Here is a 19,695-nt window from a genome sequence, read left to right on the forward strand (position 1 = left end):
GGTTGACATTTCGCGCAGGGCCTGTGGGTGGCCCGGTGAAGCCGTGGAATGCGGCAGTCGAACGACGCAGATCGTGGGGACACGCCCCCGCGACACGCCTGACTTTGAGGCTCATAATAGCTATTTTTAGCACGCCGCACCATGAGTCAACACGACCGCCAAGGCACTGGATCTACCCACAAGCACCCGGCCGGACATCGCGCCGAAACGGGGGATAAATCTGCGTCCGGGCTGGCGGCAGAAGCGGCCCTCGAAGGCGGCACTTTCGCCGCGACGCCGCCCGTGACACGCCTCGGTACGTGGCTCGATGCGTTGCCCCCCAAGCGGCTCGGGCAGGTCGACGAAGCGGCCGTGCAGTTGCTTGTTCACACGTTCTACGGACGCATTCGCGACGACGACCTGCTGGGCCCCGTCTTCCGGCAGGCGCTCGAAGGGCGCTGGGACATGCATCTGGAAAAAATGGTCGCGTTCTGGAGCAGCATCGTGCTCGGTGCGAAACGTTACCGCGGCAATGTGACGCAGGCGCATCAGCCGTTCGCTCACCTCACCGGCGAGCATTTCAGCCGTTGGTTGGTGCTCTTCTTCGATACGCTCGACGCGCTGTTCGAACCGGAAGCCGCCTTCGTCTTCGCCGAGCCGGCGATCCGTATCGCAGAGAGCCTGCAATTGAATCTGTTCGGATGGGAATACGCGCTGCCACCGGCGCAGCGCGCGTTGCTCGACAGCGTGAAGGCCGCGCGGCCCGCGCGGCCTCATGAATGAAAAATCGGCGAAATTGTTCGAATTTCGCCGATTTTTGTTGGGGATTTTTGATTTTTAGTCGGATTTGACCGAAGAATCCGGGACCCCACCCCGCCCCACCGCCCAGCGCTCACGTGCCGCCGTATCGGTATCGCGGGCATCGACCCAGCGCTCGCCTTGCGGCGTCGATTCCTTCTTCCAGAACGGGGCTTCGGTCTTCAGATAATCCATGATGAATTCGCACGCGGCGAACGCATCGCCGCGATGCGCCGACGTCACGGCCACCAGCACGATCTGATCGCCCGGGCCCAAGTCGCCGTACCGATGGATCACCAGCGCGTCGAACAGCCGCCAGCGCTCGCTGGCCTGCGCCACGATCTGCTCAAGCGCCTTCTCCGTCATGCCCGGATAGTGCTCGAGCGTCATGCGCGAGACGTCCTTGCCGTCGTTCAGGTCGCGCACCGTCCCCACGAAACTCGCCACCGCGCCCACGCGCAGGTCGCCCGCGCGCAGTTGGCGAATTTCGGTCGACAGGTCGAAGTCTTCGGTCTGTACGCGGATCGGCATGATCGGGTCTCGGTTCGTCTGCGTTGAGGTCTGCGTTGAGGTCAGCTTGGCGGTTGGCGCTGGACTCAGCCGCCCGTCACTGGCGGGAAGAAGGCCACTTCGCAGCCGTCGGTGAGGCGCGTGGACGCCGGCACCATCGTGTGATTCAGCGCCATGCGCAGGAATCGCTGCTCACCCAGCGTCTCGGCCCACAGCGGCCCGCGCAGGCACAACCATTGGCGCACGTCTCCCACGGTGGTAATGCCGTTGGGCACTTCCACATGTTCTTCGGCCACTTTGAGGGCCTCGCGTACGCTGGCAAAAAAGCGAAGATCGATCTGCATAGGTTGGGCCATGCCGCGTCAGGCGCGACATGCCTGTCTCTCAATATAGAAGGTCGGAAAACGGCAGGAACGCCACCGTCTGCCCCGCTTCGATGCGGTGGCCCGGCGGGTTATCGATGAGGCCGTCGCCCCATACCGTCGACGTCAGTACCGCCGAACTCTGATTCGGGAACGCGTCCAACCCGCCATTGGCGTTCAGGCGGGCACGTACGAACTCGTTGCGGCGATCGGCCTTGGCTTGCGTGAAGTCGGCGCGCATGGCGATACGGCGCGGCGTCACGTCCTGCACGCCTTGCAGGCGAAGGATGAACGGACGCACGAACAGCAGGAACGTCACGAAACTCGACACCGGGTTGCCCGGCAAGCCGATGAAATGCGCCGTCTGGGTGGCCTCCGCTGCCGCCGCGCTCGCGCCGGTGCGGTTGACCTCGCCGTAAGCGAGCGGTTTGCCCGGCTTGAGCGCGATCTGCCAAAGATTCAGACGGCCCTCGGCTTCCACCGCGGGTTTGACGTGATCCTCTTCGCCGACGGACACTCCGCCCGACGTGATGATCAGGTCGTTGCCGCGTGCCGCGTCGCGCAGAATGGCGCGTGTGGCCGACAGGTTGTCCGGCACGATGCCGTAGTCGGTCATCTGGCAGCCAAGGTTTTCCAGCAGGCTGCGCAGCACAAAACGATTCGAGTTGTAGATGCTGCCGGCACGCAACGTCTCGCCGGGCATCGTCAGTTCGTCGCCGGTGAAAAACACCGCTACCCGCAGGCGGCGCGCGACCTGAAGCTTCGCGATACCGACCGATGCCGCCAAGCCGAGCGCCGGGGCGCGCAGGCGGGTGCCCGCCGCCAGCACCACGCTGTCGCGGCGGATGTCGGCCCCCTGCCGGTTGACGAACTCGCCATCGGCCGGGGCGTGACGAATCACCACCGAACCGTCGTCGCGCGCTTCACACTGTTCCTGCATCACGACGGCGTCCGCGCCTGCGGGTACCGGGGCGCCCGTGAAGATGCGCGCCGCCGTGCCCGCTGCCAGCGGCTCGGGGGCGTGGCCCGCCGGAATGCGCTGCGAGACCGGCAACACCGTCTCTGCGCCCGTCAGATCCGCCCGGCGCACGGCATAGCCGTCCATCGCGCTGGTGTCCATCGGCGGCACGTCGAGCGTGGCCACAACATCGGCCGCCAGCACGCGCCCGTTGGCCGCGAGCGTGTCGACGGTTTCCGTCTGCCCGAGCGGACGGGCAGCGGCCAGAACAGCGTCAAGCGCTTCTTGTGTACTCAGCATGGCAGGCGTCGCGGGCCCGACAGGGCCCGGGAAGAAAAAGAGAGAGGGCGTCCCGATGCGTTCACGTGATGTGACACCGGGACGCCGCGGCGTCCATCGGCCAACTTACAGGCCGGTATGTTCCGCAATATAGGCCTTCACGCGGGCGACGTCGTTCTGCACCGTCTCGACGCGTTGCGGCAGCGATTCGAGTTGCTCGAAGCCCGCCGGACGCGGCGGCTCACGATGCAGCGCTTCACGAATCGTTTCGGCAAACTTGGCCGGCTGGGCCGTTTCGAGCACCACCATCGGCACGCCCGGTTCCAGTGCTTCGCGCGCAACCTTCACGCCGTCGGCCGTGTGGGTGTCGATGACCACGTCGTAGCGCTTCGCCACGTCCTGAATCGTCGCCACACGGTCGGCGTGCGTGCTGCGGCCCGACACAAAGCCGAACTGCGCCACGCGTGCAAACGCATCGGTGCCCGACAGGTCGAAACCGCCCTGCTCCACCTTGGCGAGCAGCGCCGCCGTGGCCTGCGCGTCGCGGTCCAGCAGATCGAACAGAAAACGCTCGAAATTCGACGCCTTCGAGATATCCATGCTCGGGCTGCTGGTGTGGAAGGTCTCGGCCGACTTGCGCACGCGATAGTTACCGGTGCGGAAGAACTCGTCGAGCACGTCGTTCTCGTTGGTCGCCACGACGAGCTTGTGGATCGGCAGGCCCATCATGCGCGCGATGTGACCCGCGCAGACGTTGCCGAAGTTGCCCGACGGCACGGTGAACGACACTTTGCCGTCCTGGCCCGACTTGCCGCCCGTGGCAGCAAAGTAGCCCTTGAAGTAGTAGACGACCTGCGCGACCACACGGGCCCAGTTGATCGAGTTGACCGTGCCGATCTTGTAACGCGCCTTGTAGGCATGATCGTTCGAGACGGCCTTGACGATGTCCTGACAGTCGTCGAACACGCCTTCGACCGCGAGGTTGAAGATGTTCGGGTCTTGCAGGCTGTACATCTGCGCGGTCTGGAACGCGCTCATCTTGCCGGCCGGCGAGAGCATGAAGACACGAATGCCTTCCTTGCCGCGCATGGCGTATTCCGCTGCGCTGCCCGTATCGCCGGACGTCGCGCCCAGAATGTTCAGGGCGTCGCCGTGCTGAGCCAGTGCGTACTCGAACAGGTTGCCAAGCAATTGCATGGCCATGTCCTTGAACGCGAGCGTCGGGCCGTTCGAGAGCGCCAGCAACGACAGTTGCGTGCCGTTCTCTTCGCCCAGCGGCAGCAGCGGCGTGATCTCGGTGGCGTCTTCGCCCGGACGCACGTTGCGGTACACCTCGGCGGTGTAGGTACGGCGCGTCAGGTCGGCCAGCACTTCCACCGGAATATCGCCAGCGAACTTGGCCAGCACTTTCGCGGCCAGATCGGCGTACGACAACTGGCGCCAGGCGCGCAGCTCGTCGGCCGAGACTTGCGGGTATTCCGTGGGCAGATAGAGGCCGCCGTCCGGCGCCAGCCCGCCCAGCAGGATGCTGGAAAACGATTGCGGCTCGCCCGAAGTCAGGCCCGCGCCGCGCGTGGAGATGTATTTCATGTCAGTCGTTGTCCTGTCCGTGGTCCAGTGGTGTCGAGTCGCTGCCAAGCGTTCAGCTCAGCGACTCCATACGGATACGCGTGACCTTCGAGAGCACGGTGCCCATCGCTTCGATCTTCGCGATGGCGGCATTGATGTGCTTCTCTTGCGTCACATGCGTCAGGAGGATGATGTCGGTCTGATGCTCGCCTTCGCGCGACTCTTTTTGCAGCAACGCGTCGATCGAGATATCCAGATCCGCCAGAATGCGCGTGAGTTCTGCCATCACGCCAGCCCGGTCGACCACGCGCAGGCGCAGGTAGTAGCTGGTGGTGACTTCGTCCATCGACAGCACCGGGGTGTTCGACAGCGCGTCGTGCTGGAACGCCAGATGCGGCACGCGATGTTCCGGATCGGCCGTTTGCAGGCGCGTCACATCAACGATGTCGGCCACGATCGCCGAGGCGGTCGGCTCGGCACCGGCGCCCTTGCCGTAGTACAGCGTGGCGCCGACGGCGTCGCCTTGCACCAGCACAGCGTTCATCGCACCTTCCACGTTGGCGATCAGGCGCTTGGTCGGAATCAGCGTCGGATGCACGCGCAGTTCGATCCCCGCTTCCGTGCGGCGCGTGATGCCCAGCAGCTTGATGCGATAGCCGAGTTCTTCGGCGTATTTGATGTCGATGGCGGCCAGCTTGGTGATGCCTTCCACATAGGCACGGTCGAATTGCACCGGCACGCCGAACGCGATGGCGCTCATCAGCGTGAGCTTGTGAGCGGCGTCCACGCCTTCGATGTCGAACGTCGGGTCGGCTTCCGCGTAGCCCAGACGCTGCGCGTCGGCGAGGGCCACGTCGAAGTCGATGCCCTTGTCGCGCATCTCCGAGAGGATGAAGTTCGTGGTGCCGTTGATGATGCCGGCGATCCACTGAATACGGTTGGCCGTCAGGCCTTCGCGCAGGGCCTTGATGATCGGAATACCACCGGCGACGGCAGCTTCGAACGAGACCATCACATTGGCCTTGCGGGCAGCGGCAAAAATCTCGTTGCCATACACCGCCAGCAGCGCCTTGTTGGCCGTGACCACGTGCTTGCCGTTCTCGATCGCCTTGAGGACGAGCTCTTTGGTGAGGTCGTACCCGCCGATGGTCTCGACCACCACGTCGATGGCCGGATCGTTGACCACTTCGAACGGATCGCCCGTCACTTCGGCGGCGTTGCCTACTAGGCCCTTGGCGCGTTCGACGTTGCGCACGGCGACCTTGGTAATCTCGATGCCCCGGCCAGCGCGACGTTGAATTTCTTCCTGGTTGCGTGCGAGCACCTGAAAGGTGCCGTAGCCTACCGTGCCAAGGCCGAGCAGGCCCAATTTGATCGGTTTCATGCAGTTTTACTCAAAAGTCGAAATCGGTTGGTGCGCATCACTTGCCGTGGCGACGGCGATAACCGTCAAGGAAGCGGGCAATGCGGCTGATGGCATCTTCCAGGTCGCCCTCGTGAGGCAGGAACACTACGCGGAAATGGTCGGGGTGCATCCAGTTGAAGCCGCTGCCCTGCACCAGCAGGACCTTTTCTTCGAGCAACAACTGGAGGATGAACTCCTGATCGTTGGCGATGGGGTACACCGCCGGATCGAGACGCGGGAAGAGATACAGCGCCGCCTTGGGCTTCACGCACGTCACGCCGGGGATGGCGGTAAGCATGCGGTGCGCGATCTCACGCTGCTCGTACAGGCGTCCGCCCGGCACGATCAGGTCCTTGATGCTTTGATAGCCGCCCAGTGCGGTCTGAATCGCGTACTGGCCGGGCACGTTCGGGCACAGGCGCATCGACGCGAGGATGTTGAGCCCCTCGATATAGTCGCGCGCCGGGCGCTTGTCGCCGGATACGATCATCCAGCCCGCGCGGTAGCCGCACGCGCGATAGCTCTTCGACAGGCCGTTGAACGTGATGGTGAGCACGTCTTCGGAGAGCGAGGCCAGCGAGGTGTGGGTCGCGCCGTCGTAGATGATCTTGTCGTAGATCTCGTCGGCGTAGATGATCAGCTTGTGCTCGCGCGCCAGGGAGACGATTTCCTTGAGGACTTCGTCGGTGTAGAGCGCGCCAGTGGGGTTGTTCGGGTTGATGACGACGATCGCGCGCGTGTTCGGCGTGATCTTCTTGCGAATGTCGGCCAGATCCGGCTGCCAGTCGGCTTGCTCGTCGCACACATAGTGCACGGGCGTGCCGCCCGAGAGACTCACGGCAGCCGTCCACAGCGGATAGTCGGGCGCGGGCACCAGCACTTCGTCGCCGTCGTTGAGCAGCGCCTGCATGGCCATCACGATCAGCTCGGACGCCCCGTTGCCGAGGTAGATGTCGTCGAGCTGCACGTCCTTGATGGCCTTCTGCTGGGCGTAATGCATGATCGCCTTGCGCGCCGCGAACACGCCCCGCGAATCGGAGTAACCGGCCGAGTTCGGCAGGTTGCGGATCATGTCCTGCACGATCTCGTCGGGCGGCTCGAAACCGAACGGCGCCAGATTGCCGATGTTCAGCTTGATGATGCGATGACCCTCGTCTTCCATGCGCTTGGCATGTTCAAGCACGGGCCCACGAATGTCGTAGCAGACATTCTGCAATTTCTGCGATTTGAGGATCGGTTTCACGGCGGTCGTTATTCTTGACTAGCTTGACTGGCTTGACGGGCGGCTGGCATGCCGACCTCTGGCGCAACGCTTGGACCGCAGGCGGGATTTGAGCGGACCGGCTATCCTCAGGCAAAATGCCCGATGTCCCCGGTTCCGGTGTCGCAAATGCCGCACTGCAACGGTTTGCCGTGCTGCGTACGGCAAAAAGCTATAATTTAGCCAATTATGACAGAGTTCGGCAATGCATCATTGACGGTTTCCGCCACGCGAGGCAAGATGCCCGACCGCGCCGAGCGTATAAATCCGTTCCGTTCATCAAGCGATCTGCTGCCACTCCGTCTCTATCCCTTATCCATTCCGTCCGCATCCGGTAGGGAATCTCCGAAAGTGAAACTGCACCAAGACCCCTCGCAAGCCTTGAACACGGTCACCGGCTACGGACCGGGTTACATCGAGATCAACAAGACGCGTCACAACCACAGTGTGATCGTCGCGCCCGAGGGCGAGATTCAAGCCTGGCCGGTATCGGCGTTCGATGCGCTCGAGCCGGCCCATTTCGAAGCCTTACGTGCCCTCGACCCGGAAGTCGTGATTTTCGGCAGCGGCGAGCGGCTGCGCTTCGCCCACCCGCGTCTCACCGCCTCGTTGACCAGCACGCGCATCGGCGTCGACTCGATGGATACGCAAGCGGCCTGCCGCACCTACAACATCCTGATGAGTGAAGGCCGCCGCGTCGTACTGGTCGTGCTCGTCGACAACGGAATGCCTGAGTGACCCGCGCCCCCGCCAAGACCGGGAACTCAGGGCTGCCTGCCGCTCACGCGCCGCTGCCCCCTGACCTCTCTCCTGCTGCACCGTACCCGCTCTCGCCCGCCGCGTTCTGGACGCTGCTCATCGGCTTTGCCCTCGTATGGTTCGGCATGCTGGATTATCGGCACCTGATCGCCAGCGACGAAGGCCGCTACGCCGAAATGGCGCGCGAGATGTGGACGACGGGCGACTGGATTACGCCGCGCTACAACGGCTACAAGTATTTCGAGAAGCCGCCGCTGCAAACTTGGATGAATGCGCTCACGTTTGCGGCGTTCGGTCTGGGCGAGTGGCAGGCGCGACTCTGGACGGCCCTGACCGGCTTCGCCGGCGTGCTGATGGTGGGCTACACCGGCCGGCGCGTGTTCAACGCGCGTGTGGGCCTGTTTGCCGCCGCCGCGCTGGCAAGCGCCCCGCTGTGGGCGCTGCTCGGGCACTTCAACGTGCTCGACATGGGGCTGTCGTTCTTCATGGGGCTGTCGCTGTGTGCCCTGCTGCTCGCGCAACGCCCCGGACTGCCCCGCCCGTCGGTGCGCGGCTGGATGTGGCTGTGCTGGGCCGCCATGGCGCTTGCCGTGTTGAGCAAGGGGCTTGTGGGCATCGTGCTGCCCGGCGCCGTGCTCGTGCTCTACACGCTCGTCGCCCGCGACTGGGCGCTGTGGAAGCGCCTGTACCTCGGCAGCGGCCTGATCGTGTTCTTCCTGATCGCAGCGCCGTGGTTCGTGCTCGTGCAGATGCGCAACCCCGAGTTCTTTGATTTCTTCTTCATCAACGAGCACTTCCGCCGCTTCGCCGAGGAAGGTCATAACCGCGACGGCGCGCTCTGGTACTTCGTGCCGGTGTTCCTTGTGGGTTTCCTGCCGTGGCTGTCGATCCTGCCCGGCACCGTGCGCGCCACGTGGCGCATGCCCCGTCAGCCCAACGGCTTCGCGCCGACCGTGCTGATGTGGACGTGGTCGATCTTCATCTTCGTCTTCTTCAGTGTCTCGCACTCGAAGCTGATCTCGTACCTGCTGCCGATCGCGCCGGCCATGGCCCTGCTGTTCGGCCTGTATCTGGCGCAGATGCGCCGTGACCAGTTGCGTGTGCATCTGGCCGGGTATGCCGTGTTTCTGATCGCAGCGCTCGTCATGGTGGCGATCTTCGTCGGCCGTTCGGGCAGCGTGCGCAACCCCAACGAGTTGTACAAGGCGTTCCAGATCTGGCTGTATTTCGCGTTGGGTGCCGGGCTAGTAGGCACGCTGGTCGCCTGGCGGCTCGCGCGTCATAGCGCCCGCCGGGCCGTCATCATGTTCGCCACGGCCATGTTGCTGCTCACGACCATCGGCGGCATGGGTCACGAGGTCTTCGGGCGGCAAAGCTCGGGCGTGCTGCTGGTGCCGGCCATCAAGGCGGAGATGCAGCGACTCGGACCCGGCACGCCGTTCTATTCAGTCAATGTGCTCGATCACACCATGCCGTTCTATCTCGGCACGGACATGATCATGGTGCAGCACCCGGACGAACTCGAATTCGGCGTAAAGCAGGAGCCACAGAAATGGGTACCGACGCTGGCCGACTTTTACACGCGCTGGCGCGCCGATCCGAAGGCGCTCGCGCTGGTCGATCCGGACACGTTCGGCAAGCTTGAAGCCGAGCACTTGCCCATGCGTGTCATCGCGCGCGACGCCCGGCGCGTTGTTATTAGCAAACCACTTCCGCAAGACAACGTAAAATAGCGCGTTTATAGTGCGTTTCAAGCGCCGGTTCGACTACCGGCCGCGGCATTCGTCTCAACATCCGAAATTATCAGGCACGGGGTTCGCGGGGAGCCCCTGCCTTCGGAAAAGTGTCGGTGCGTGCGCAGGACTATTGAAATCGACAGGGGTGTGACCCGGGCCGTTCGGGCCGTGCGCCAGCGGGCGCGGCCTAAGGATCAGCCAAGGAACGCCATCCATAATTATTCACAAACGTTCACAAACGTTCCATGAATCTCGCTACGTTTTCCCTTATTCTCACGGGCGTGCTGCTCAACGCGTGCGCCCAGCTGTTGCTCAAGGCAGGCGCCAATTCCATCGGCGCGCTCGAATTCACGCGCGCCAACATCGTGCCCATCGGCATCAAGCTCGCCACGCAGGTGCCGATCATGGGCGGCCTGGTGTGCTATGCCATCAGCGTCGTCGTGTGGATTCTGGCGCTCTCGCGCGTTGAAGTCTCGATTGCTTACCCGATGCTCTCGCTCGGCTACGTAGTGAACGCGTTTGCCGCGTGGTACCTGTTCGGCGAGACCCTGTCGATGCAACGTGTCATCGCCATCGGCATCATTCTGGTCGGTGTTTATATTCTTGCGCGCAGCTAAGCTCTGCGCCGCTTACCTGAGGCCTTGTCTACTACCATGAGCGAATCGGCGACCCCCACTGCCAATCAACCGTTCCTGCCGTTCACGCGGCCCAGCATCGACGACGCGACCATTGCAGGCGTCACCGAAGTGCTGCGTTCGGGCTGGATCACCTCGGGCCCGCAAGTAAAGGCCTTCGAACAAGCGTTGTCCGAATTTTTCGGCGGGCGCCCTGTGCGCACGTTCAATTCGGGCACGGCCACGCTGGAAATCGGCCTGCGCATTGCCGGCGTGCAAAGCGGTGACGAAGTCATCACCACGCCGCTGTCGTGGGTGGCTACCGCGAACGTCATTCTCGAAGTAGGCGCCACGCCCGTATTCGTCGATGTCGATCCGGCCACGCGCAACATCGATCTCGATCTGCTCGAAAAGGCGATCACCCCGAAGACGCGCGCCATCATCCCCGTCTATCTCGCCGGGCTGCCGGTCGATATGGATCGTCTGTACGACATCGCGCGCCGCCACAACCTGCGCGTGATCGAAGACGCGGCTCAGGCCATGGGCTCGACCTGGAAGGGCAAGCGCATCGGCGCGTTCGGCGATCTGATCTCGTTCAGCTTCCATCCGAACAAGAACCTGACGTCGATCGAAGGCGGCGCCCTCGTGTTCAACAACGAGGACGAAGCGCGTCTGGCCGAGAAGTACCGTCTGCAAGGCGTGACGCGTATCGGCATGGACGGCATGGATGTCGACGTGCTCGGCGGCAAGTACAACCTGACCGACGTGGCCGCCCGTGTCGGTGTGGGCCAGATGCCGCATCTCGCCGAATTCAACCGCCGCCGCACCGAACTCGCCCAGTTGTATTTCAAGGGACTCTCGAACGGTGCGGCCGCCGCGCTGGGCCTCGGCCTGCCGCCCGCCGACTTCGAGAACTCGAACTGGCATATGTTCCAGGTCGAACTGCCGCTGGATCGCCTGACGATCAGCCGCGCCGACTTCATGGAAAAGCTCAAGGCGGCCGGCATCGGCAGCGGCGTACACTATCCCGCCATTCACCTGTTTACAATGTATCGGGCACTTGGACATCACGAAGGGCAGTTCCCGCAGACCGAGCGTCTGGGTCGCTCGCTCCTCACGCTGCCCCTGTTCCCTGCCATGACGAACGACGACGTCACGCGCGTTTGCGACGCCGTCAACGCCATTAGCGCCAATCATCAAAAATGACTCATCCACAACTCTCCGTCGTCATCCCGGTTTATAACGAAGAGGCTGGCCTCGCCGCCCTCTTCACCCGGCTATACCCGGCGCTCGACCAACTGGGGCTGACCTACGAAGTGGTGTTCGTCAATGACGGCAGCCGCGACCGCTCGGCCGCCATTCTTGCCGAACAGTACCGCCTGCGCCCGGACGTGACGCGCGTCGTGCTGTTCAACGGCAACTATGGCCAGCACATGGCCATTCTGGCGGGCTTCGAACACACGCGTGGCGAATGGGTCATCACGCTCGACGCCGACCTCCAGAACCCGCCGGAAGAAATCGGCAAGCTGGTCGATCAACTGGCCGCCGGTCACGACTATGTGGGCACGATCCGCATGAACCGTCAGGACACGTGGTTCCGCCGGAATGCCTCGCGCCTCATGAATCGTCTGCGCGAGCGCATCACGCGCATCCGCATGACCGATCAGGGCTGCATGCTGCGCGGCTACAGCCGCCATATCGTGGACACCGTCAATCAGTGCCGCGAGATCAACACGTTCATCCCGGCGCTGGCTTACACCTTTGCGCAGAATCCGACCGAAGTGCACGTCGCGCACGAAGAACGCTTTGCCGGCGAGTCGAAATACTCGCTCTATAGCCTGATTCGCCTGAACTTCGATCTGGTGACCGGTTTCTCGGTCGTGCCGCTGCAATGGCTCTCGGGCGTGGGCATTACGTTGTCCGCCGCGTCGGGCGTGCTGTTCGTCGTGCTGATGGCACGCCGTTTCCTGTTCGGCTCGGAAGTCCAGGGCGTATTCACCCTGTTTGCTGTCACGTTCTGCCTGCTCGGCGTGATTCTGTTCGGCATGGGCCTGCTCGGCGAGTACATCGGCCGTATCTATCAGCAGGTGCGTCAGCGTCCGCGCTATCTGGTGCAAGCCGTGCTGCAAGAGCAGTCGGGCCGCAGCGCCGCCACGGCAGCCCTGTCGAATAGTTCGAACAGCTCGGCCGCCGGCGCGACGGAACTGGGTGCGGACGCCGCGCAGGATGCCGCATCGGACAGCCCCGCCCATCGTACGGGTGCACGTTGACAGGCCCGGAAATTACACACGTCATGAGTTCCAAAGCTGTCGTATTCGCTTATCACAACGTCGGCGTGCGCTGCCTGCAAGTGCTGCTCGCACGCGGCGTCGATGTCGCGCTCGTGGTGACCCATCAGGACAACCCGAACGAGAACATCTGGTTCGGCAGCGTGGCCTCGGTCGCCGCCGAGCACGGCATTCCGGTCATCACGCCCGACGATCCGGCCGATCCCGCGCTGGCGGCCCAGATCGCCGCCGTCGCACCGGATTTCATCTTCTCGTTCTATTACCGCCACATGATCCCGGTGCCGGTGCTGGCGATCGCCCCGAAGGGGGCGTTCAACATGCACGGCTCGCTGCTGCCGAAGTATCGCGGCCGCGTGCCGGTGAACTGGGCGGTTTTGAAGGGCGAAACGGAAACGGGTGCCACGCTGCACGAGATGGCCCTCAAGCCGGACGCGGGCGCCATCATCGACCAGACGTCGGTGCCCATCCTGCCGGACGACACGGCGGGCGAGGTGTTCGAGAAAGTCACGGTGGCCGCCGAGCAGACGCTCTGGCGTTGCCTGCCGGCGCTACTGGCGGGCACGGCGCCCCGCCATGCCAACAATTTGGCCGAAGGCAGCTATTTTGGCGGCCGCAAGCCGGAAGACGGCCGTATCGACTGGACGAAGCCTGCCGTCGAGGTCTATAACCTGATTCGTGCGGTCGCCCCGCCGTATCCGGGCGCGTTTACCGATGTCGGCGAGCGCCGCTGGGTGGTCACGCGGGCCCGCCTGTCACGGGCGCCCGCCCCCGCCGGTTTGCCCTGCGGCGTGCAAGTAGTGGATAATGCGCTCCTTGGCGTTTGCGGCGACGGAAATGCCCTCGTCATTCATGAACTAACGCTGGACGGCAAGGTTGTCACGCCGACACAGTTTTCCCAGCTCAATCACTGACCGTAATATGAAAAAAGTCCTGATTCTCGGTGTCAACGGGTTCATCGGCCACCATCTGTCGAAACGCATCCTGGAGACGACCGACTGGGAAGTTTATGGCATGGACATGCTCACGGACCGCCTTGGCGATCTGATCAACCACGAGCGCATGCACTTCTTCGAAGGCGACATCACGATCAACAAGGAATGGGTCGAGTACCACATTCGCAAGTGCGACGTGATTCTCCCGCTGGTGGCCATTGCAACGCCGGCAACCTACGTGAAGGCGCCGCTGCGCGTGTTCGAACTCGACTTCGAGGCGAACCTGCCGATCGTTCGCTCGGCCGTGAAGTACGGCAAGCATCTGGTGTTCCCGTCGACCTCCGAGGTCTACGGCATGTGCACCGACGGTGAATTCGACCCGGAAAACTCGCCGCTGATCTACGGCCCGATCAACAAGCCGCGCTGGATTTACGCCTGCTCGAAGCAGCTCATGGATCGTGTGATCTGGGGCTACGGCATGCAGGAAGGCCTGAATTTCTCGCTGTTCCGCCCGTTCAACTGGATTGGCGCCGGCCTGGACTCGATCTACACGCCGAAGGAAGGTTCGTCGCGCGTGGTCACGCAGTTCCTGGGTCACATCGCCCGTGGCGAGAACATCAGCCTGGTCGACGGCGGCAGCCAGAAGCGCGCGTTCACGGACATCGATGACGGTATCGACGCGCTCGTGCGCATCATCGACAACAAGAACAACGTTGCCAGCGGCAAGATCTACAACATCGGCAACCCGAAGAACAACTTCTCGGTGCGCGAACTGGCCAACATGATGCTGAAGCTGGCCGGCGAATTCCCCGAGTACGCCGAGACGGCCAAGAAGGTTCAGATCGTCGAAACGTCGTCGGACGCCTACTACGGCACCGGCTACCAGGACGTGCAGAACCGTGTGCCGAAGATCGAAAACACGATGCAGGAACTGGGCTGGGCACCGACCACGACGATGGACGACGCCCTGCGCAAGATCTTCGAAGCATATCGCGGCCACGTCGCCGAAGCTCGCCGACTGGTCGAGTAAGCATCAGACCCGCTTCCCCATGGTGGCGGGTCTCGTTGCATGAATCGCACTGCACGCCCGGTGCGCCCCTGGCGCATCGGGCGTTTTTGACTCGGTATTTCCTACGTAATGTCTACGTAATGCCTGCGCATTTCCCGCGAATGGCTCGTGAATCGCCCGGGCATCGCGTGCGCAGCTAATGTTTTCGCGGCATCCGCAACATCGGGCACCCGGCGTGCCACGATGCCCCACACGAGGACGGCTATGGCCAAGATTGTCCTGAAGATTGACGTCGACACCCTGCGCGGTACTCGCGAAGGCGTGCCCAACCTGCTCGCCGCATTGGCGGAGCATCAGGCGCAGGCCACCTTCCTGTTCAGCCTGGGGCCGGACCATACCGGTTGGGCGCTCAAGCGCGTCTTCCGTCCCGGCTTTCTGAAGAAAGTGTCGCGCACATCGGTGGTTGAGCATTACGGCTTCAAGACGCTGATGTACGGCACGCTGCTGCCCGGGCCCGATATCGGCCTGCGTGCGGCCGACGTCATGCGCACCGTGCAGACCGCCGGCCACGAGACCGGCATCCACACGTGGGACCACACGTACTGGCAGGACAATGTGCGCGGACGTGACGCCGATTGGACGCAACGCCAGATGTCACAGGCCTACGCCCGCTTCGGCCAGATCTTCGGTGCACCGCCGGTGACGCACGGCGCGGCCGGCTGGCAGATGAACAACCACGCGTTTCGCCAGATCGACGCCTGGGGCATGAAGTATTCGTCCGACGGGCGCGGCCACGCCCCGCATTACCCGATCGTCGACGGCGTGCGCCTGAACCACGTGCAGATGCCCACGACGCTGCCGACGGTCGACGAACTGCTCGGCGTCGATGACCGCGACGCGAATGCCGTGGCCGAACACCTGCTTGCCCTGACTCGCGATCCGGCGCAAGATCACGTGTTCACGCTGCACGCGGAACTTGAAGGTCAGAAGCTTGCCCCGCTGTTCCGCCAGGTGCTGGCCGGATGGCGTCGCCAGGGGCATGATCTGGTGACCATGGGTCAGTACTACGAGACGCTCGATCTCGCCAGCCTGGCGGCACGTCCGGTGGTGTGGGGCGAAGTCCAGGGCCGCTCGGGCGACTTGATTCTCGAGGGCCAGGCAGCCGCCTGAACCCGCTTTCCCGCGATCCCCCCCAGATTCCCTTTTCCGGCCTTGAACGGCCACCCCAAGGAGACCAACGTGACGGTAGCCATCGACACTCTCGTGCCTGACTTCACCGCACCGGCCACTGGCGGCGACTTCTCGCTCAAGGCCCATCGTGGCCAGAAGGTAGTGATCTATTTTTATCCGAAAGACAACACGCCCGGCTGCACCACCGAGGGCATGAACTTTCGCGATAGCTACGCCGAGTTTCAGGCGGCCGGCGCGCAGATCGTCGGCGTGTCGCGCGACAGCCTGCGCTCGCACGAGAATTTCCAGCGCAAGCTCGAACTGCCCTTCCCGCTGATCTCCGATGGCGACGAAGCGGTGTGCAAGTTGTTCGGTGTCATCAAGCTGAAAAAACTCTATGGCAAAGAACATATGGGGATCGAACGCAGTACGTTCGTGATCGACGAAAAGGGTGTGCTGCGTCTGGAATGGCGTGGCGTGCGCGTGCCGGACCACGTCAGCGATGTACTCGCTGCCGTCAAGGCACTCTGAAGGTGAAAATGGCGCATCGGCGTAGCGATGATGCGGCGCTGATGCAGCGTTGACCCAACGGTGCCGGGCAATGTCCGGCCGACCTGGGCGTCAGCGTCCGAGCGCTATTCGCGAACGTGTTGCCAAAGCGTCGACGACGCCGCCAGTCAGGTGATTCGACGCTATACAAGCACCGTCAGAGACGTTATAGTCGGTCGTAATGATCAAGCGCATTGAACGAGACTATTGCAGGCGTCGCCACGGCGGCGCCTTCAGCCAAGCCGCCTCTCCGGTGCGTCCGGGCAGGCGGCTTTTTTGTTGCCGGGATGTGATGTATTGCGGTCTGTCCCGGCCGAGTAGTGTTGTGTTTTCTTGAACGGGAAATCTATGCCATTGCCATCGGCGCCGACCAAACCGGGCACGCTGCTTGCCCCGGAACAATTCCCCACTCGCCTCAAACCTTCGCGCACGGAGGCCAAGAAACCGATCCCCTCGTCTGAACAACATGCACTGGGCGAATCGTCTGGTGCGGCTGGTACGGCCGAATTGAAGGTCGTCCCCACGACATCACCCGTGGCGCAGACTGCACCTCAGTCGCCACCCGCTGTTGCACGCTCGCCGCGTTCGGCACCTGTGGCCGACCCGTCAGGCGCGAATACGCCGCTCAAGGCGGTGAAGGCGCCCGCACCGGCCAACGGCGCGAAACGCGCGCGCGTGAAAGACCTGGAACCAGCCAAGCTCTTCGTACTCGACACGAATGTGCTCATGCACGATCCGAGCAGCCTGTTCCGCTTTGAAGAGCACGACGTCTATCTGCCGATGATGACGTTGGAAGAGCTCGACAATCACAAGAAGGGCATGTCGGAAGTGGCGCGCAATGCGCGTCAGGTGAGCCGCACGCTCGACGGGCTGGTCGCCGAAAGCGGCACGAAGTCGATGTCCGAGGGCATTCCGCTCTCGCGCCTTGGCAACAAGGACGCCACGGGCCGCCTGTACTTCCAGACCGACCTGCCCGAACCGCCGCCGCTCGAAGGGCTGCCGCAGGGCAAGGCCGACAATCAGATTCTGAGCGTCGTGCGTGCCTTGCAGGACAAGTTCCGCGATCGTCAGGTCGTGCTGGTGTCGAAAGACATCAACATGCGCGTCAAGGCGCATGCGCTCGGTCTGCCGGCGGAAGACTACTTCAACGACAAGGTGCTCGAGGACAGCGATCTGCTCTACTCGGGCGTGATGTCCCTGCCGCCGGACTTCTGGACGAAGCACGGCAAGGGCATGGAAAGCTGGCAGGACAACCGCACCGGCACCACGTTCTACCGCATCACCGGGCCGTCGTGCACCAGCTTCCTCATCAACCAGTTCGTGTATCTCGAGACGAATAACGGCGAAGCGCCGTTCTACGCTCAGGTGCGCGAGATCAACGGCAAGACGGCGTTGTTGCAGACGCTGCGCGACTACGGTCACCACAAGAACAACGTGTGGGGTATCACGGCGCGCAACCGCGAGCAGAACTTTGCGCTGAACCTGCTGATGAATCCGGAAATCGACTTCATCACGCTGCTGGGTCAGGCAGGCACCGGCAAAACGCTGCTGGCGCTGGCGGCCGGTCTGGCGCAGACGCTAGACGAGAAGCGCTACAACGAGATCATCATCACGCGCGCAACCGTGCCCGTCGGTGAAGATATCGGCTTCCTGCCGGGCACCGAGGAAGAGAAGATGCAACCGTGGATGGGCGCATTCGACGACAACCTCGAAGTACTGCAAAAGACCGACGACTCCGCCGGTGAATGGGGCCGCGCAGCCACGCAGGAACTGATTCGCTCGCGACTCAAGGTCAAGAGCATGAACTTCATGCGCGGCCGCACGTTCGTGAACAAGTTCGTCATCATCGATGAGGCGCAGAATCTGACGCCGAAGCAGATGAAGACGCTTGTGACGCGCGCCGGTCCTGGCACCAAGCTGATCTGCCTGGGCAACATCGCGCAGATCGACACGCCGTATCTGACCGAAGGCAGCTCGGGTCTGACCTACGTCGTGGATCGCTTCAAGGGCTGGGGTCACAGCGGTCACGTGACGCTCGCACGCGGTGAGCGTTCGCGTCTGGCCGATTACGCAGCAGAAATCCTGTAACGCTGACGAAGCTTCACTCGCAGCGATGACGGCGCCTTCGGGCGCCGTTTTTTATTCATGTTGAAAAGTTGTCGAACGGTCAGTCATCTCCACCGACCTCGCAGTCCAAACGCAGCATTGATGGCGCGGCGCTGACAAAATCACCCGGGAACTGCCTGTTTTGTGACCTCGACGCCACAAAAAGTCCGGATTTCGGCACTTATGCGATGCATTCGCCCGGTAAGCGTCGTAAACTCGGCGCATGCGAATCCAGCGCCCCTTCCGCATTCATCGCTCCACCGCCGCCCACCCGGCATCGCCGCGTGCGCATGCGCTGCCGTCACTGGCGTGGTTGTCGGGACGTTGCGTCGCCGTGCTGGCCGTCACCGTACTGGCCGCGGCCTGCTCCTCCGGCCCCAGCGTCCGCCAAGGCAGCAACGCCAATTTCGGCAACCGCACGATGGGCCCCGAGCGTAGCGCCGGGCAGGAGGAAATCACGATCGAGGCGATGAGTCTCGTCGGCATTCCTTACCGTTACGGCGGCAATACGCCGGATTCCGGTTTCGATTGCAGCGGTCTGGTTCGTTATGTGGTGGCGCGCGCCGCGGGTGTGAATCTGCCGCGCACGACTGCCGACATGAGCAGCATCGGTACGCCGCTCGAACGCGACGACCTCGCCTCCGGCGACCTCATCTTCTTCAATACGACGGGACGCGCCCACTCGCACGTGGGTATCTATGTCGGTCAGGGGAAATTCGTGCACGCGCCGAATACGGGCGGGACAGTACGGCTGGAAAGCCTGTACATCCCGTACTGGGCACGCCGCATCGATGGCGTCCGGCGCGTGGCGGCCAACAAGGCGCCGGCAGGCAATACGACTTACGTGAACCGTTCCGCACCGGATACGGTGGCGGCACAGACGCCGGCAACGGCACCACTGCCAGTCGTGCCGATGAACACCGCACCGAACCGTCCGTTGACGTCAGCGACGCCCTCGCCGCTCGAAACACCACAAGTGGCACCGCAAACGGCACCACCGAATCGCACGGCCAATCTGGTCCCGCCGCCAGCTCAGGACGACGACCCCATCGCACGCTTCGCCAACAGTTCGATGTAACGACTTCTGGCCGACGAGGTATTGCACCCCGTTCGGCCTTGTCTTGCCAGATCAGTGCAAATGCGCAAGCAAGGTTGCGGCACCACCAACATTAATGGCGACGCCCATCAGGATAGCCAGCGGGCGAATACGCAGCGAACGTTGGATCATCGTGGTCATGTTGGGCTCCTTTGCCATGCAATTAAACGCTATGAACAAATGATAATCAATTGCAATTAGCTATTGAAATTGATTGTCGCGATGACACCGATAGATCATCGCAATGCTCACCACGTCACACACGACGGGCAACAAAAAAGCGGCCGAAGCCGCTTTTTTGTTTTGCCGGAACTG

Annotated in this window: 18 protein-coding genes; 12 read left to right on the plus strand and 6 right to left on the minus strand. The window is 62.9% G+C overall.

The features are described from left to right. Positions 1–141: 141 nt before the first annotated feature. A complete protein-coding gene (locus CDV46_RS00560) occupies positions 142–762 on the plus strand; it encodes a group III truncated hemoglobin (RefSeq protein ID WP_254915885.1) in 621 nt (206 codons plus the stop codon). Positions 763–816: 54 nt separating this feature from the next. Here the strand turns inward: CDV46_RS00560 and moaE are convergent, their stop codons facing one another. The 6 genes from moaE to CDV46_RS00590 all read right to left on the minus strand — a co-directional run bounded on the left by moaE (position 817) and on the right by CDV46_RS00590 (position 7,103). Continuing rightward, on the minus strand, positions 817–1,308 hold the full coding sequence (gene moaE / locus CDV46_RS00565; protein ID WP_087721497.1) for a molybdopterin synthase catalytic subunit MoaE: 492 nt from the start codon (positions 1,306–1,308) through the stop codon (positions 817–819). Positions 1,309–1,373: 65 nt separating this feature from the next. After that, positions 1,374–1,631 carry a molybdopterin converting factor subunit 1 gene (moaD, locus tag CDV46_RS00570; protein ID WP_058379026.1) on the minus strand — a complete coding sequence of 86 codons (258 nt, stop codon included), beginning with the start codon at positions 1,629–1,631 and terminating at the stop codon, positions 1,374–1,376. Between the two features lie 40 nt (positions 1,632–1,671). Beyond that, positions 1,672–2,907, minus strand: a complete 1,236-nt coding sequence (locus tag CDV46_RS00575; protein WP_087721498.1) for a molybdopterin molybdotransferase MoeA — start codon at positions 2,905–2,907, stop codon at positions 1,672–1,674. 105 nt (positions 2,908–3,012) lie between these two features. Further along, on the minus strand, positions 3,013–4,476 hold the full coding sequence (gene thrC, locus CDV46_RS00580) for a threonine synthase (protein ID WP_087721499.1): 1,464 nt from the start codon (positions 4,474–4,476) through the stop codon (positions 3,013–3,015). Positions 4,477–4,528: 52 nt separating this feature from the next. Continuing rightward, positions 4,529–5,839, minus strand: a complete 1,311-nt coding sequence (locus CDV46_RS00585; protein WP_087688838.1) for a homoserine dehydrogenase — start codon at positions 5,837–5,839, stop codon at positions 4,529–4,531. A gap of 37 nt (positions 5,840–5,876) precedes the next feature. Beyond that, positions 5,877–7,103, minus strand: coding sequence for a pyridoxal phosphate-dependent aminotransferase (locus CDV46_RS00590; protein ID WP_170936004.1), 1,227 nt, complete (start codon positions 7,101–7,103; stop codon positions 5,877–5,879). A gap of 369 nt (positions 7,104–7,472) precedes the next feature. On the opposite strand from CDV46_RS00590, the gene CDV46_RS00595 reads away from it, so the two are divergent. The 11 genes from CDV46_RS00595 to CDV46_RS00645 all read left to right on the plus strand — a co-directional run bounded on the left by CDV46_RS00595 (position 7,473) and on the right by CDV46_RS00645 (position 19,362). Continuing rightward, the gene (locus CDV46_RS00595; RefSeq protein WP_087688839.1) at positions 7,473–7,859 is read left to right on the plus strand and encodes an Mth938-like domain-containing protein; all 387 of its coding nucleotides are present in this window, start codon (positions 7,473–7,475) and stop codon (positions 7,857–7,859) included. A gap of 32 nt (positions 7,860–7,891) precedes the next feature. Next, positions 7,892–9,613: a glycosyltransferase family 39 protein gene (locus tag CDV46_RS00600; RefSeq protein WP_441339295.1), complete on the plus strand. Its 1,722-nt coding sequence runs from the start codon at positions 7,892–7,894 to the stop codon at positions 9,611–9,613. Between the two features lie 248 nt (positions 9,614–9,861). Next, a complete protein-coding gene (locus tag CDV46_RS00605; protein WP_058379032.1) occupies positions 9,862–10,233 on the plus strand; it encodes an SMR family transporter in 372 nt (123 codons plus the stop codon). Between the two features lie 36 nt (positions 10,234–10,269). Then, on the plus strand, positions 10,270–11,436 hold the full coding sequence (locus tag CDV46_RS00610; protein WP_087688841.1) for a DegT/DnrJ/EryC1/StrS family aminotransferase: 1,167 nt from the start codon (positions 10,270–10,272) through the stop codon (positions 11,434–11,436). After that, positions 11,433–12,500 carry a glycosyltransferase gene (locus tag CDV46_RS00615; protein ID WP_087688842.1) on the plus strand — a complete coding sequence of 356 codons (1,068 nt, stop codon included), beginning with the start codon at positions 11,433–11,435 and terminating at the stop codon, positions 12,498–12,500. Before CDV46_RS00610 ends, CDV46_RS00615 begins: the two co-directional genes overlap by 4 nt. A 23-nt stretch (positions 12,501–12,523) precedes the next feature. After that, positions 12,524–13,429 (plus strand): formyltransferase, encoded by a 906-nt coding sequence (locus CDV46_RS00620; RefSeq protein WP_087688843.1) that lies wholly within the window; start codon positions 12,524–12,526, stop codon positions 13,427–13,429. Between the two features lie 7 nt (positions 13,430–13,436). Further along, complete coding sequence (locus CDV46_RS00625) at positions 13,437–14,480, plus strand: bifunctional UDP-4-keto-pentose/UDP-xylose synthase (RefSeq protein ID WP_058379035.1); 1,044 nt, start codon at positions 13,437–13,439, stop codon at positions 14,478–14,480. 243 nt (positions 14,481–14,723) lie between these two features. Continuing rightward, positions 14,724–15,629, plus strand: a complete 906-nt coding sequence (locus CDV46_RS00630; protein WP_087721501.1) for a polysaccharide deacetylase family protein — start codon at positions 14,724–14,726, stop codon at positions 15,627–15,629. 69 nt (positions 15,630–15,698) lie between these two features. Beyond that, positions 15,699–16,160, plus strand: coding sequence for a peroxiredoxin (locus CDV46_RS00635; protein WP_058379037.1), 462 nt, complete (start codon positions 15,699–15,701; stop codon positions 16,158–16,160). Between the two features lie 366 nt (positions 16,161–16,526). Next, positions 16,527–18,266 (plus strand): PhoH family protein, encoded by a 1,740-nt coding sequence (locus tag CDV46_RS00640; RefSeq protein WP_087688845.1) that lies wholly within the window; start codon positions 16,527–16,529, stop codon positions 18,264–18,266. A 241-nt stretch (positions 18,267–18,507) separates the two neighbouring features. Continuing rightward, positions 18,508–19,362 (plus strand): C40 family peptidase, encoded by an 855-nt coding sequence (locus tag CDV46_RS00645; RefSeq protein ID WP_087721502.1) that lies wholly within the window; start codon positions 18,508–18,510, stop codon positions 19,360–19,362. Positions 19,363–19,695 lie beyond the last annotated feature (333 nt).

It is taken from the genome of Pandoraea sp. PE-S2T-3 (assembly GCF_002179965.1).
Classification (GTDB): Bacteria; Pseudomonadota; Gammaproteobacteria; order Burkholderiales; family Burkholderiaceae; genus Pandoraea.